This window comes from Listeria innocua (assembly GCF_028596125.1).
In the GTDB taxonomy this organism is placed as follows: domain Bacteria; phylum Bacillota; class Bacilli; order Lactobacillales; family Listeriaceae; genus Listeria; species Listeria innocua.
This window is the reverse complement of record NZ_CP117229.1, coordinates 484,670-499,234: the sequence shown is the minus strand read 5'-3', so window position 1 is coordinate 499,234 and position 14,565 is coordinate 484,670. Positions and strand designations below refer to the sequence as shown.

At 36.6% G+C, this 14,565-nt stretch carries 12 protein-coding genes; 5 read left to right on the top strand and 7 right to left on the bottom strand.

Annotated elements, in window-relative coordinates:
- Positions 1 to 18: 18 nt before the first annotated feature.
- From PQQ29_RS02960 to PQQ29_RS02950, 3 genes are all read right to left on the bottom strand, one after another.
- A complete protein-coding gene (locus tag PQQ29_RS02960) occupies positions 19 to 3,006 on the bottom strand; it encodes a type I restriction endonuclease subunit R (protein ID WP_010990461.1) in 2,988 nt (995 codons plus the stop codon).
- Positions 3,007 to 3,283: 277 nt separating this feature from the next.
- Entirely contained in the window at positions 3,284 to 4,288 is a 1,005-nt protein-coding gene (locus PQQ29_RS02955) for an ROK family transcriptional regulator (protein ID WP_187984005.1), read from the bottom strand.
- A 130-nt stretch (positions 4,289 to 4,418) separates the two neighbouring features.
- Entirely contained in the window at positions 4,419 to 5,834 is a 1,416-nt protein-coding gene (locus PQQ29_RS02950; protein WP_003770629.1) for a DHA2 family efflux MFS transporter permease subunit, read from the bottom strand.
- Positions 5,835 to 5,979: 145 nt separating this feature from the next.
- Here PQQ29_RS02950 and PQQ29_RS02945 point away from each other — a divergent pair, with 145 nt between their 5' ends.
- The 3 genes from PQQ29_RS02945 to PQQ29_RS02935 all read left to right on the top strand — a co-directional run bounded on the left by PQQ29_RS02945 (position 5,980) and on the right by PQQ29_RS02935 (position 9,122).
- A complete protein-coding gene (locus PQQ29_RS02945; RefSeq protein WP_003731264.1) occupies positions 5,980 to 6,348 on the top strand; it encodes a DUF1304 domain-containing protein in 369 nt (122 codons plus the stop codon).
- Between the two features lie 422 nt (positions 6,349 to 6,770).
- Positions 6,771 to 7,583 carry a histidine phosphatase family protein gene (locus PQQ29_RS02940; protein WP_112120127.1) on the top strand — a complete coding sequence of 271 codons (813 nt, stop codon included), beginning with the start codon at positions 6,771 to 6,773 and terminating at the stop codon, positions 7,581 to 7,583.
- 111 nt (positions 7,584 to 7,694) lie between these two features.
- Positions 7,695 to 9,122 (top strand): CapA family protein, encoded by a 1,428-nt coding sequence (locus PQQ29_RS02935; RefSeq protein ID WP_187984004.1) that lies wholly within the window; start codon positions 7,695 to 7,697, stop codon positions 9,120 to 9,122.
- 49 nt (positions 9,123 to 9,171) lie between these two features.
- Here PQQ29_RS02935 and PQQ29_RS02930 read toward each other — a convergent pair whose 3' ends face one another.
- Both PQQ29_RS02930 and PQQ29_RS02925 read right to left on the bottom strand, forming a co-directional pair.
- Positions 9,172 to 9,603: a universal stress protein gene (locus tag PQQ29_RS02930; protein ID WP_003760597.1), complete on the bottom strand. Its 432-nt coding sequence runs from the start codon at positions 9,601 to 9,603 to the stop codon at positions 9,172 to 9,174.
- Between the two features lie 75 nt (positions 9,604 to 9,678).
- Complete coding sequence (locus PQQ29_RS02925) at positions 9,679 to 11,514, bottom strand: LapB repeat-containing protein (protein ID WP_187984003.1); 1,836 nt, start codon at positions 11,512 to 11,514, stop codon at positions 9,679 to 9,681.
- Between the two features lie 392 nt (positions 11,515 to 11,906).
- Between PQQ29_RS02925 and PQQ29_RS02920 the strand changes: the two genes are divergently transcribed.
- Together PQQ29_RS02920 and PQQ29_RS02915 are read left to right on the top strand one after the other, a co-directional pair.
- Positions 11,907 to 12,365, top strand: coding sequence for a MarR family transcriptional regulator (locus tag PQQ29_RS02920; RefSeq protein WP_003760595.1), 459 nt, complete (start codon positions 11,907 to 11,909; stop codon positions 12,363 to 12,365).
- A 5-nt stretch (positions 12,366 to 12,370) separates the two neighbouring features.
- On the top strand, positions 12,371 to 12,730 hold the full coding sequence (locus tag PQQ29_RS02915; RefSeq protein WP_033533369.1) for a Lin0512 family protein: 360 nt from the start codon (positions 12,371 to 12,373) through the stop codon (positions 12,728 to 12,730).
- Positions 12,731 to 12,754: 24 nt separating this feature from the next.
- Here PQQ29_RS02915 and PQQ29_RS02910 read toward each other — a convergent pair whose 3' ends face one another.
- The gene (locus PQQ29_RS02910; RefSeq protein ID WP_010990455.1) at positions 12,755 to 13,435 is read right to left on the bottom strand and encodes a type 1 glutamine amidotransferase; all 681 of its coding nucleotides are present in this window, start codon (positions 13,433 to 13,435) and stop codon (positions 12,755 to 12,757) included.
- 78 nt (positions 13,436 to 13,513) lie between these two features.
- Complete coding sequence (locus tag PQQ29_RS02905; protein ID WP_010990454.1) at positions 13,514 to 14,101, bottom strand: hypothetical protein; 588 nt, start codon at positions 14,099 to 14,101, stop codon at positions 13,514 to 13,516.
- Between the last annotated feature and the right edge of the window lie 464 nt (positions 14,102 to 14,565).

The following is a 14,565-nucleotide window of genomic DNA, read 5'->3' as shown; positions in this document are numbered from 1 at the left end:
AATAAAACTCATATTTGCTTATAGTGAATTGAAGAATGCCATTAGCTCTTCTTCAAAATCTGAGGCTTCAAAAAATCCGATGTTTTCCTCTTCTTCAATCTCACGCACAATATCCGCTAGCTTTGGATTATCAATGAGCGTATGCCCTGGTAAGAATAAGTCGAAAGCTTCCACAATACGATTACCATTGACTTTTTGGTTAGCTGCCCAACGGCGAACTTTAAGCTCTCGATGTTCAGTACGGTATTTCTTACGTGTTTCCTGAAGAGAATCGGTTGTAAAATGTTCTGTAATATTACCTGCTTCAATATCATCCACGATCCCATGGATTTCATGTTGACTTTCTTCATCCATTGGTACGATGTGTTTTTCGATAGCATCTTTATTACTTTTATTTTTTTCATCCATAAAGGTATTCAGAAGCTCAACTAGCATATCGTAGTCAATTATCTCGTGATGATAAAATTCAATTCCAATCTTTATTTCAGTGAGATCTGGACGTTCCTCAGGAGGTAATTTCTCCTTAGCATCATATAAACGAGCTTGTAAAGCACCAAATTCATCAATACTTGAAATGTTCAAACGAACCATTCTTCCAGTCGCTTCACCTTGTTCATTTAGCTCCTCAATCTCGCTTCCTAGCTCGTAACCCTGCTGTATTAATTGCTGGATCCTGGTTTGAGTAGTTAAAGCAAGACCAACAAATTCTTTTAGATCATTTTGGCCTCGTGGAACTTGACTAAAATCATCGCCAGCAAGCTCTTTCAATCTTAAGACAGCTTCTTCTAGTTCGTTGATTTGATGACTCTGGGGCTTTGCAAGAATATCGTCATTTTCTAAATCTTTAGGTAGCTGATTTTTTGTCTCCTCTTCCGCTTCTTGAAGAGTATCATTGCCACCTCTCGTATAAATACGTAGCGCATTTTCAACAAATTCGCGCATTTCATCACCTTGGCGATAAAAACGTACTTTCCCATGTGGTTTGCTGTTAAGGTCAAAAGTTCGATTCGTTCTAGAAATCGCCTGTATTAGCATTCCTTCTTTGAGCATTTTGTCCATGTAGATTACGTTGATGAACTTTGAATCAAAGCCCGTTAAAAGCTGATCTGAAACAATTACTAAATCTAATCTATCTTTTTCTTTACCTTGATTATATGGTCTTTTACGTGCTAATCGCTTAGTTATATCTAACATGTAAGCTCGAGCCGGATCCTTTGCGTCTAAAATGCTTGGAACATTGAATTTTTCAGTATAGTCTTTAATCGCAATTTTAAGCGCCTCATTTTGTTCCTTTGTACCATGTTCATTAGACTCATCACGTGAAAATGTCATTGCTACATTTAAATGAGATCCTTTCGATTTGAAAATATTATAATAATTCACAGCTGCTTGCTTACCTGACACTGCAAACATCGCTTGGAAGGCATTCTCTTCACGTTTACCTGCAATTAAAGCCCCACTAGATGTTTTCGTCCAGTTATCAAGGATATCTTTTACGACTTCTTGACGATAGACATCACTTTGATAAACTTCTTTTTCATAGTCTTTTTCAGAAAAGTCTTCTTGTGGATGTTCAACCACCCAATGAGGTTTGAAATAAGTTACATCAAATCCTAAGACATTTCCGTCGCCAATAGCATCTTTAATGGTATATGTATGTAGTCGTTTGCCAAATATATCATGCGTTGAAATTTCTCGAGTTGTTTTGACATCATTTATTTCATCACTGTAAAAGTTCGGAGTACCCGTGAACCCAAACCAAGTTGTCTTCTTGAGGGCCTTTTTGATTAACTTTACAGATTCTCCACTCGCGCTTCGGTGCGCCTCATCCATAATAATGACATTCCAGTCGTCATTTTCTAAACCTTTTTTAACAGCTTTTGTCAATCCTTGAACTGAAATCAATAAAATTTGCGAGGAGCCTTTTCTCTTTAATTCTCTCTTTAACTCTCTTCCATTAACCTTCTTAATGCGATTTTTAAAGTGAGCATATGCGAAACTTTTAAAATTTTCGAGTGTTTGATCTATTAAGTCAATACGATCCACAATAAATAGTACATTTTTAATTCTAGGCGCAGATGCTAAGAGTTGTGCAACTTTAAAGGAAGTAACTGTCTTGCCTGATCCAGTTGTATGCCATATATACCCGCCCTCTTTTTGCACAAGTCCGCTTGCTTCCATTTCTTTCATGCGTTGTAAAATTTCCCTTGTTGCTTGAATTTGGTAGCTGCGCATTACCATTATGTTATCATTTGACGCATCCGGGATCATATTAACTGTAACTAAGCGGTGGAGAGCAGGGATACTCATTACTTGATGAATAAATTCAAATGCATCCGTAATATCTTTATTATTTTCGTCCCGCCAGCCAAACACAAAAGTTTTATTATATTGTTCAAATGCATTTGGACGAGCAAAATAATGTGCCGAATGTTGACTCATGATAACTTGAACTTGTACAAAAGCAAACAATCCTTTATACAGTCCGTCACCATGATAACCTTTGAGTTGTTCAAAAGCTCGCCACTGATTTTGCAAATGCTCATCTTTTTCTTCAATATGTACTACCGGAATTCCATTAATAAGTAAAGCTACATCAATTATACGTTTTGTTGTTAATCCTTCAGATAGATTATCAAATCTTACTTGATTGACAATTTCATACCGAGAGCGCCCCCCCGCTACATCATCTTCATAAAAAATTTCAACTTCCAAGCTTGAACCATCATCACGAGTAATAGGAATTGAACCTACTCCACCTGCACCCACTAATAATAATTGAGCATCATACGGTGTTCTAATACGTTGTAATTCTTGAAGGATTAATCCAAACTCAATTTCTGACAATGGTACTCCATTGAGTTTATGTGCGTTAGTTTCATTTAAGATATCACGCCAATGCTCTTCAAGTTTTTTAATACTAACATTGGATAAATCTTCCCGATAAGTCCACCCTTCAGTTTCAAGCTTTTTAATTAAAGCTGCTTCAAATTTTGCTTCTGCCACATAAATACGTCCTTTCGCAATTTTGTTATGAACTATTACTGTAATTCTCTCTATATCATACTTCATAGTTCCCATAAAAAATTTAGCTTATGCTGTTTTTCAGTGTAAGTATTGCATTTACACTTGTCATTATATCACGTATTAAAGTTATTGTTTAAAAATTATATCAATTCAGCTACTTAACTATATTTTATTACTCTTTTCTTCATAGACTTAAAATTATTTGTTGAATAATAAAGAAAATGCTCTAAAAATCTAGAGCATTTTCTTTCCAAAGTTATATCCGCCAATCCGTCATATTATTCTCCAAATAATCAATCCCAAATGCCAAAAGCCCAATCCGATAATCTGTCGTAAACTTACGCGACAACACAATTTTCGGCAAAGTCGCATACGGATAAACTTGCTTCAACTCTTCCGTCAGTTCCTCGGTAAAATCCTTCTGCCCAAAATAAAAATTTGTATAGAGCACAATCGTTTCCGGATCGTAAAAACTCATCGTGAGGAGCACCATTTTACGAATATGCGCTTTAATTTCATCGACCGAAAAGTCAAAATTATCCCAGTCCACCTGTAACGGCATATGCTTAATCTCCCCAGCGAGCCCATTCTGCCCTTTCAAAATCTCTCCGTTCATCAAAAGCCCCGCACCCGGTGGAAAACGCTCCGGATAATAAAGCCCAACGATATTCTCCTCTTTCACCGGCCGATTTTTATACCCTAAAATCGCCGCATTTGTATCCGTCTCAACCAACACCGGCAAATTCACTTCCGCTTCCAAAGTCTCCCGTAGTTGCACATTTAAAAGTAGCGGAAAATCCATCGCGCGCAGCTTACCGCCAATCTCAATTCCCGGCACCCCAATTACAACGCAAGAAATCTTCGGAAAAGCGCAAACAAGATCTTTCGTATTCCGTTTCAGCGCAGTAATGTCCAAATCCTCCCCAGACATATCCTCCACAAACTCCGGCTCACCAAGCAAATTATAGACCGAAAAAGAATAAGTAATTTTCTTCCACTTTTCTTGCAAACTAATAACTAACACCTGCTGAAAATTAGGATTAATTTTATACGAAACAGCTCTTCTTCCGCCAGTCGCAACTGAATTATCTTGTTCTAAAATCTCATCATTTTCCACTAAATCACGAATCAACTTATTCACTGTAACTACACTAAGCCCAGTCACTTCGGCGATTTCCGCTTTTGTCATTGCACCTTGTTGCCGTAAAATTGACTTGATATTTTTCTTATTCAGCTCTTTTAAATCACGAGGAAGTGCCATTATCAATCGCTCCATTCGTAAAGTTATTAAACAAACTTTATAAACTATATTTAATATTATTTTAACCACTCAGAACCCATTTGTCAAAACAAAAAAGAACCTCTCATTACGAGAAGTTCTCTTCACTTTATTATTTAGCTTTTCGAATAAAGAGCGAACACAGCAGACCAATACAAGCCATAATCAGTCCAAAAACAAAAGCATTTTGAATTCCGGCTGTCAGTGAAGCGACCATTTGTTCAGGTCCCATTCCTTGCGCCGTTTCCATATACGCTTTTTGTCCGGCAGACATGATCGTAATCGCAACAGCCGTTCCAATCGCGCCGGAAACTTGTTGTAATGTGTTCATAATCGCTGTGCCATCAGGATATAATTTTGGCGGCAATTGGTTTAATCCGTTTGTTTGTGCTGGCATCATGACCATTGAAATCCCAATCATTAACACTGAATGAAGCACGATGATAGTTAATGCAGATGTTCCAACTTCTATTCTCGTTAAGAAAAATAGTGCAATAACCGCTACGATAAACCCTGGGATAACAAGTGCGCGTGGACCGTATGCATCGAACAAACGCCCAGTAAATGGTGACATTAAACCATTCAGCACCCCACCCGGAAGTAAAACTAGTCCCGCTGAAAACGCCGCGAGTGCTAAACTATTTTGCAAGTATAGCGGTAGTAAAATCATCGTCGAAAGAATCATCATAAAGCTGATAAATACTAAAATAAGTCCTAATGTGAACATTGGGTATTTAAATACTTTCAAGTCCATCAAAGGTTTTTCCATTGTTAGTTGGCGCCAAACAAAGAGTCCAAGCGCAATTCCACCAACGATAATTGAAACTAATACCGTCGCGCTTCCCCAACCATTTTCTCCCGCACTACTAAAGGCAAATACGACTCCACCAAAACCTAGCGTCGAAAGAATAATCGATAAAATATCAATTTTCGGCTTCGTAACAACCGAAACATTTTGCATAAATTTCATTCCGAATAATAACGCAATAATAAGGAATGGCAAGGAAATCCAGAAAATCCAGTTCCAAGTTAAGTTTTCTAAAATTAGTCCTGAAATTGTCGGACCAACTGCTGGTGCAAACATAATTACCAGCCCGATCATCCCCATTGCTGAGCCACGTTTATGCTCTGGGAAAATCAGTAAAATCGTGTTAAACATTAACGGTAGTAATAGCGCCGTACCTACTGCTTGCACTACGCGTCCAATCATTAACATCGCAAACGTTGGCGAAAGCGCCGCGATCAGCGTACCTGCAATCGAAAAACTCACTGCTGTAAAAAATAATCCTCGTGTTGTAAACCATTGTAAAAGCAATCCCGAAATCGGCACTAATATTCCAAGCGTTAGCAAATAACCTGTCGTAAGCCACTGCACTGTCGCTGAACTAATATCAAACACCTGTATCAAATCACTAAGCGCCATATTAAGAGCAGTTTCACTGAATAGTCCAATAAAACCAGCCATCAAAAATGAGGCAATAATCGGTATTGGGCGAATCTTCTGCCCACCTGTTGCTTCTTGCTGCATATAATTTCCCCCTTCTCAGACCAAAAATAAGTAGTCTACGTTTGATATTACGGAGATTTTGCCAATAAGTCAACGTTTCAAGCTTTATTTTTACGAAAAATTTACAAGCTATGCTATACTTCGGAGTAGAAAAGAGGGATTATTTATGGCCATTTTAGCATTTATTTTAACCTTCATCGTAATGATCGAGCATATTTATATAATGATTTTAGAAATGTTTTTCGCCAATACCAACCTCGCAGCCAAGACGTTTGGTGTCGAGAAGGAACTACTTGCGAATAAGAAAGTACAGACACTATTTGCGAATCAAGGGCTTTATAATGGCTTTCTTGCAGCAGGGCTTGTGTGGGGATTATTTTTCGCGGGAGCAGGGATGGCGGAGACTGTGCAGATTTTCTTTTTGAGTTGCGTGGTTGTAGCGGCGCTGTTTGGCGGAGCGACTTCTTCTAAGGGGATTTTGGTGAAGCAGGGATTGCCGGCGGTTTTGGCGTTGGTTGTGGTTTTGTTGGTTTAGAGAGAGTTTTGAAAAGATCAGGATTTATATCCTGGTCTTTTTTATGTCTCAAGCTAGTTAATTCTTAAATACCTTTAGCAAATAAACACAACGCAAACTGTACTAAATAAAGCATCAAAAGTAATACTTCAGACATCTTTAAAATGTAAAATACAGTAAATTTTCCAACTAATTAACACGTTAAACCACTAGCATTTAAGCCACTTTATCCACCAAAGATTCATTTATTTTTTAAAATTTACTAAAAACAGACTTGTAAACGCTTTCCGTTCATGCTAAAATCGAGCTATAAATAAATATCCTTATTCAGGAATGTTACCAACTTGGGCATAACCTAGATAAATGGAGAATTGGCTTTTTGGGCTATTTTTCGATTTATCTAGGTTTTTATTTTGCTAAATACTAACAAAAAGGAGAATAAGATGAAGAAAAATATTTTGAAATTAATGATGGTGTTTTGTGCATTACTACTAATTGCGGGTTGTGGAAATAACTCAAACGCAGACAAAGCATCCAAAGAAACTAAAAAAGATGGTACTGTGACTTTTTATGTTGTACGTCACGGTAAAACAATGTTAAATACAACTGACCGTGTACAAGGTTGGTCAGATGCAGTTCTTACTCCAGCTGGGGAAGACGTTGTAAAAAGTGCTGGTAAAGGCTTGAAAGACGTTGACTTCTCTGCTGCATATAGTAGTGATAGCGGTCGTGCCATCCAAACTGCAAACTTAATTTTGAAAGAAAGTGCTAAATCTGCGGATAAAAAAGTAGAAACAGATGAACGTTTCCGCGAATTTAATTTTGGTTCTTATGAAGGCGATTTAAATGAAAATATGTGGACTGATATTGCGAAAAGCCAAGGTAAAACTTTAGAAGAATGGCAAAAAGCTGGTATCTCTCCAAAAGGATTTGCGGATAGTGTAGCTGCTCTTGATAAAACTCGCGTAAAAGAAGGCGAAAACTGGCCTGCAGAAGATTACGCAACTATCCAAGCTCGACTAAAAGATGGTTTAACAGAAGTTGCTAAGAAAGAAAGCAAAAATGGAGACAGCAATGTATTACTAGTTTCCCATGGCTTAAGTATTGGCGCGCTTCTTGATACAATTGAACCTGGATATAAACTTCCACCAGCTGGAATTAAAAATGCAAGTGTTACAAAAATCACTTACAAAGATGGTAAATTCACTATTGGCGAAGTAAATGATTTAAGCTATGTAGAAAAAGGTTCTAAATAAAAATCACCGTAAAAGCCCAAATTATTTTGGGCTTTTACTTTAAAAAGAATCTTGTATTTCTAAATAACTATAGATATACTTAGAGAAAATGGAACCTTGGAGGACATCTAGTTGAAGAAACTTACTTTTATTATCATTGGTTTTGCATTTATCTTGATAGCAGGAGTTTTTTGGATTACTCATTCCACCCACAAACCCGAACAAAATAATACCCAAACCACCACTCAAAAAAAAATAAGCCCTGCTAATCTCAAAACAATCTCAGCAAAAACGAAGAAAACCTTAAGTTCCCTAGCAAATTCAGGAGCCGACAAAGCTTCCCTTTCTGAGTTGAATCAATTAATTAAAGAGCTGAACAACTATTCTACCGAAAAAAATGAATCTAGTGACTATATCAAAAACCTGCAAGCATGCTTAGAAGCCGTAAAATCATATAGCACTGGGAAAGCTGATGAAAAAGCGCTTGGAAAAGTATATCCTAACTTTCTTTTAAGCGAACAAAAATTAACTGAAATAGAAAAAACAAGCCAATATGATTGGTTTTATGCAGCAGCAGCGACTAACGAGCAAGGATTAAAAGAAAACGGTGTCGTTACTTTAACAATGGTTGGTGATAATTCATTTGGCACCTATCCAGAAACACCAGAAAACCTAAAATTTGATAATGTATTCAAAAAAAATAACGGTACTGATACGTATGTATTTAAAAATTGTCTTCCCTGGTTTAAATCTGATGACTTTACAGTAATTAATGCCGAAAGTGCTTTTACAAATGCTACGAAAGCTGAAAATAAAAAGTGGCGCATTAAAAGCGATCCAGCCCATGTAGCCTTTTTACCAGCGAGTGGCGTGGACGCAGCGAATCTTGCAAATAATCATACTAAAGACTACTTTCAAGTTGGCTATGATGATACTTTAAAAGCTTTCAAAGATAATAATATTCCTGTTTTTAATTCCGATGCACCGCTTGAAACAACGATTAAAGGAATGAAAACTGTGATGCTTGGTTACGATTGCCGAATGAGTCAACAGTCTCCAGCCTATCTTGAAAGAATTGTAAAAGACGTTAAAAAATATAAAAAAGAAGATACGCTCGTTATTGTTAATATGCACTGGGGCGTCGAATATCGTGAAACTCCAACAAACTACCAAACTCAATTTGGACATGCTATTTTAGATGCTGGTGCTGATATAATTATGGGAGCTCATCCCCACCGCCTGGAAAGTGTCGAAAAATATAAAGATAAATATATTGTATACAGTATGGGCGATTTTGCTTTTGGCGCGGACCCAACTCTCCTTTCAAGGATGACCTCGATGTTCCAATTGCGTTTTACAAAAGAAGCTAATAAAATTGTTTTAAAAAATATTTCCATTGTTCCTACTTACGAAAATTCCGATGGTAGCACAACAGAAAACAACTATCAGCCTCTTCCAGTATTTGGTGAAGATGCTAAGAAAATAGTTGATGAACTAACTCGTATCAGTAAACCCGTTCCAGGTGGAGTAACAGAATATACGTACTTTGATCCGTTTTGATAAAACAAAAAGAGTAGATACCTTCTAGATGAAAGTATCTACTCTTTTCTTATCTTGCTATTAAAGTGTCACAAATCGCATGGGCCATAATATAAGAAGATACGCTACCAAGCACAAGTTTTTCAACCCGGTTCATTCCGGTAGCTCCACAAATAATTAAATCTGCTTGAAATTCTGCGGGAATATCAGTCGATAGTAAGATTTTCGGATTTCCTTTCGCTACAAAAGTTTCTACTTTCGCCACTCCAGCTCTCCTTGCAATGTCGGCATATTCATTTACGCTCGTTTTTAGTTCTAATTCCGCTTTTTCTTCTAAACTTCCATCATAAGAAACATTTGGAGAAAAAGCTCGTAAATCAACAATACTTGCAATACCAAGAACACCATCTAATTTCAGAGCTAATTCTAATCCTTTTTCAAAGGCTAACTTCGCTGGTTCCGAGCCATCTACAGCTACAAGAATACGATGATATTTTTCCATAATTATAACCTCCTACAACTTTTCTTATAGTATTCAATACCCTATAAAAATAATTTTAGGCTTCTTTTCAGATGTTTAAGATTTGCGTTTTCTGAAAAGAACGAGAGCCGTCAAACTAAGCATTGCTCCTGCTAAAACTAACGGAAGAGTGCCGAATCCAGCATCTCCGGTTTTTGGAAGTGCTTTAGTTTTTGGCTGGTTTGTTTTTGCTCTTACATTTTCATTAGTTGTTAATGTAGTATTATTTGCTTTTTCTTGCACAGTAACTTGTTCTTCTGTGTTTTCACTTTGTATGTCTGGATTTTTTGTAGGTTCTGAAGGTGATTTTTCATTTTGCGTTGAGGGTTTTTCTTCGGGTGTTGGGGTCTTTTCTTCAGGTGTAGGTGGTGTTGGATCAACTGTTTCGCCGTCCGCATCAGTGACTGTCACAATAACTGTTACAGGATCTGCTTTTTGGCCGCGCTCATTTTCAGCATTTAATGTTACGGTGTATTTTCCTGGTGTGGTTAAATCTACTACTTTATTAAAATCGCTTGTAAGTGTCGCGTTTCCTGTTACAGCTGAATGAATCTCGGTTAAAAATTCGTCGACTGATTTAGTTGTTGCTTTGTTATAAGAAATAGTAGGATCTGCTGTGATAACAGGTTTTTCATGTACAGTTACTTTTACTGTCACAGGAGTTGCTTTTAGCCCGGCAGCATTTTCTGCGTTTAATGTGACCGTGTATTCGCCCGGTACATCTAGTTTTACGACTTGGTTAAAGTCACTTTGGACAAGAGTGCCATCGTCCGTTTTAGCATGAACATCTTTTAAAAATTGCTCTTCGGTTGTTGCATCGTATTGATTATAGTCAAAACTTTCATCAGCTGTTAAATCTAAAGTGTGGCTAATATCAAAATACTGATCGTATGTTCCGCTGGAGATTGTATATGAAGTCATGCTTGGTGGTGTCGGATAGCTGCCAGTTGGAAAGTCATAACGTGCATTATATTCAATTTCGTCAAGGTTATCAAATTCTTCTTTCGTTACGCCACTTACTGTAATGCCATCATCTGTAATTGTAAGACGTGAACTTGGAAGTGCCACATCGTTAAAACCTAAATACGTGTTACTTGCAGAGGTTGACTTAGAAAAAGGAGCAACTGTCCCATCAAAGCTAGTTAATGGCTTTGGCATCATCGAAAATGGTAAATATAACGTTTGGTTTGCTTCGTTAAAATCAAGTTTACCTGATTTAAGCGTGATGCGCGGATTTGTCCGCCCGGTATTTTGTCCAAATGCTGCTAAAGCTTTTAAGTTACCATTTTTAAAACTCTCAAAATTATTTAAAGGACGAAAATCATCAATTCCATCAAATTGCACAAAAAGCGTTGTTAATGCTGGCAAAGAGGCTAATGCAGAAATATCCGTGATTTTCATTGAATTTTGTGCGTACAGATAGGTTAGTTTCGGTAATTTATTAAAATTATTAAAAACATTATGTGTTACTTCACTGCCACTAATACTTAAGCTCTGTAAATTAACTAACCCGTTTAAATCTACAAAAAAGCTATCTTTCACATTGTCACCACTAACCGTTATGTAAGTCAAAGATGTTTGGTTTTTAATTGGCTCTAGGGTTTGAATGTTTGTATTGTTAAGTGTCAGTGTTGTAAGATTTTCCGCTTCTTCTATACCGGTAAGATCAGTATAATTACTTCCAGAAAGAGTAACGGTTTTGATTGTTGCTAGTTGGCTTTTAGTGATTGGAGCATTCGTCGTTTGTTTGAGTAGTCCATTCAGATATGCTCTTAAGTTTGTATCAGGAATATTAACGACATCTGATGTTTCATCTGCATGAACTGCCGTTGTAGGATAGATCATTATAAACATACAAATAGTTACGAGAAACAATTTTAGAACTTTTTTCATTTATAATCTCCTTAATGGTTGATTTCTTCCCAAAGTATAACGTCATAAAAATTAACTCTCAATACGTTTTCGTAAAATATTTCACGTTTGATTTGCTTTAATATTCATATTATTCAGTTTATAATATTGACAAATCGCTTTAAATCAATAAAGAAAGCGTTTTATTTCCCAAAAATAAAAAGATTGAAAATTCTATTAACGTAACATTTTGTACACAAATATGCGTTCACAAATACTAATATTACACTTTCTGTTTCCAATTTATTTAAAAACTTATCAAATTCAGCTTAAAAAACAAGCTTTTTTTATTGTAAAAAAGTAGTGCGCTTACCATCATTCCTTCGCCCTATTTATGCTATACTGTTGATATTGACAGAAAAAGGGGTATATTTATGAACAATGAGCAAAACATGAATCAACAAATCGCTTTATTTTACTTCGGCTATAAAGCATTTACAGAGACCGCTGATTTAATTATTGCCAAACATTCACTAAAAAGATTACATCATCGCATTTTGTTCTTTACTGCACGGATGCCTGGACTTACGATTAACGAACTTTTAACCTTTTTAGAAATATCGAAACAAGCCTTACACCAGCCACTTGCAGAGTTAAAAGATCGCGAACTTCTTACAATTGAACAAGGCACTCGCGACAAACGCCAACGCTGTATTTTTTTGACCACAGCTGGTAAAGAATTAGAAAATGAACTCGGCGCTGCACAGCGAAAACAGATGGCAGAAATATTCGCTAATTCCTCTGATACTGATGGCTTACATTTTACCGAAGTGATGGAAGGCTACGCAAAAAATCGACCTGGTGCAACTTTAATAAAAGACTTTAAGGAGTGACAATGATGGAACAAATTTTATTCATTCAAACTGGCTTTGGTGTAGATGTACACGGCCAAAATATAACTAAAGCGGCTGAACGCGCTGTAAGAAATGCGATTTTCACTAATTCGATGCCCGGGATTCAGGGACTCCTTCCAGAGGGCGATTTACAAAACATGGTAGTGAATATCAAACTAGCTTTACCATGCGATGCCGATAAATTAGACGAAGATACTATTCGCTCAATTATCCCTTATGGTACGGTAACAATCGAAAAAATGGCTGGCGGCATGATGACAACAAGCGGCATTTTCTTGGAAGATAAAGAAGACAAGAACGACTTAATGTATATTGTCAATGCTTCTGTTGAAACTGGATATTAAAGAAAAAACCATCTGACTTTCTCGTCAGATGGTTTTTGGATTTATTAAATAATCTAAAATAGCCTCAAGCATTTGTTTATTATCTTCTGGAACATCCTTCTCTCGCATCACTTCCACGCTTTGAACATATTTTCCAGGTGTGATAAACGCCTCATCAATTTGCAAAATCGTCTCAATCCCCGCTTTTTCCATTTCAAAATGAAACTGTAAACCGATAATATTTTCACCGTACAAAAAAGCTTGGTTCAAACAACCCTCACTAGCAAATAAACGCGTGGCGCCAGCTGGTAACGCAAACGTATCTTGGTGCCAGTGAAACACATTTAATGATTCTGGAAAAAATGATAATTTATCGGAAGTTCTTTTGACAGGAAACCAGCCTACTTCTTTTACTTTATTTACAGTGATTTCGCTTCCGAATGTTGCTGCGATTTGTTGTGCTCCGAGACAGACACCAAAAACGGGTTTATGCTGTTCACTTAATCGCTTTATTAGCTTACGTTCGTCTTTTAACCACGGAAATTCAGCTGTATCATTTATTCCCATCGGTCCCCCAAGCACAATTAAAAAATCCGAGTCTTTTGGAACATGTTCATTTTCTTCAAATAACGTATGTATCTTTAACTGATGCTGATTTTCTCTCGCCCAATTCGCTATAAGTCCAGGTCCTTCGTGCGGCACATGTTGCAATACATCAATAATCAATTTATCAGCTCCCGTCATTTTTTTCTATTATGACGGAATTTTAAGTTTTCCGCAACTAGGCTAAACCATTTGCCTTTTTTACTTTGAATCTTGATATTTTTCGAAAACTTGTTGTTTGATTGCTTGGTAATTCTTTACTTCATCCTTACTTTCGGAAATAAAATCGTATTTTTGAACTTCGCCAAGTTTGTCAAAATCTGCCAGAACGCCTTGTTTTTCTTGGAGCTTTTCACTGAATTTACCATAACCCATGCTAACTATAGAACTTACTTTATCGTCACCCTCGTTTAGAAACAAGGTATATTCTTCATTTTTTTCAAGTGCAATATAGTTTTCAACCGCGACATATTTATCATTACTTAAATACCACGGTTCCGAAATATCTACTTTTTCGCCTTTTTTAAAATTACCTTTATAGTTTTTCAAAATCTCTACTTCACTAATCGTATTTCCATTTTTACCGATGTCTTTATTCTGTAGAAATTTCACTTTAACAATCGAATCACTGTTCGCTACTAGTTCATCCAAATTTGCTGGAATAGCGTAGTCCGCCCGTATAATAAACGTCTTCGAAATGGCAGTTTCTTTCGTTACTCCTTCGTTTTGTGATGTACACCCATAGAATAAAACTGCGAGAAGCATAAGTGGCATTAGAACTTTTTTCATGTTGATGTCCTCCAGATTATGTTTGAGTTTTTGAGAGAGTTGGTAAATGTCAATGGTTGTTAAAGGCATTTTTTAGGGAGTTAATTTAAAACTGTAATTTTTAAATGTGAGCAACGATTATATATTGGGCTTTTATTTCATAGTGAGTAACTAAAACTGGTTTAAATAACTAGTTCAACTAACAAATATAAAATTTACATTTCACAATAAGTAACTAAAACCCGTGCGATTTTCTTCTTACTCCCATCTTACCTCAAAAGGCTGTTTCTGTCGACCTGTTCCAAATCAGATAAAATCTACTTTTACCAGCATACTTTTTCAAAGCAAATATCTCCAAACTCTGCTTCCTCCAAGCATTCACAACTTCCTGTCGGTCTTCGGAATTTTTACGCTACTGCTGGTCGACAGTTTACTAAAAACAAAAAAACAGCACTATGCTAAGTTACTGTTTTTGAGTTTAATAT

What these genes read in the sequence shown, in the direction of transcription:
- PQQ29_RS02920 (WP_003760595.1), top strand. Translation starts at nt 11,907, where the DNA reads ATGAACAATGAGCAAAACATGAATCAACAAATCGCTTTATTTTACTTC.
- PQQ29_RS02925 (WP_187984003.1), bottom strand. Translation starts at nt 11,514, where the DNA reads ATGAAAAAAGTTCTAAAATTGTTTCTCGTAACTATTTGTATGTTTATA.
- PQQ29_RS02905 (WP_010990454.1), bottom strand. Translation starts at nt 14,101, where the DNA reads ATGAAAAAAGTTCTAATGCCACTTATGCTTCTCGCAGTTTTATTCTAT.
- PQQ29_RS02945 (WP_003731264.1), top strand. Translation starts at nt 5,980, where the DNA reads ATGGCCATTTTAGCATTTATTTTAACCTTCATCGTAATGATCGAGCAT.
- PQQ29_RS02950 (WP_003770629.1), bottom strand. Translation starts at nt 5,834, where the DNA reads ATGCAGCAAGAAGCAACAGGTGGGCAGAAGATTCGCCCAATACCGATT.
- PQQ29_RS02915 (WP_033533369.1), top strand. Translation starts at nt 12,371, where the DNA reads ATGGAACAAATTTTATTCATTCAAACTGGCTTTGGTGTAGATGTACAC.
- PQQ29_RS02955 (WP_187984005.1), bottom strand. Translation starts at nt 4,288, where the DNA reads ATGGCACTTCCTCGTGATTTAAAAGAGCTGAATAAGAAAAATATCAAG.
- PQQ29_RS02940 (WP_112120127.1), top strand. Translation starts at nt 6,771, where the DNA reads ATGAAGAAAAATATTTTGAAATTAATGATGGTGTTTTGTGCATTACTA.
- PQQ29_RS02930 (WP_003760597.1), bottom strand. Translation starts at nt 9,603, where the DNA reads ATGGAAAAATATCATCGTATTCTTGTAGCTGTAGATGGCTCGGAACCA.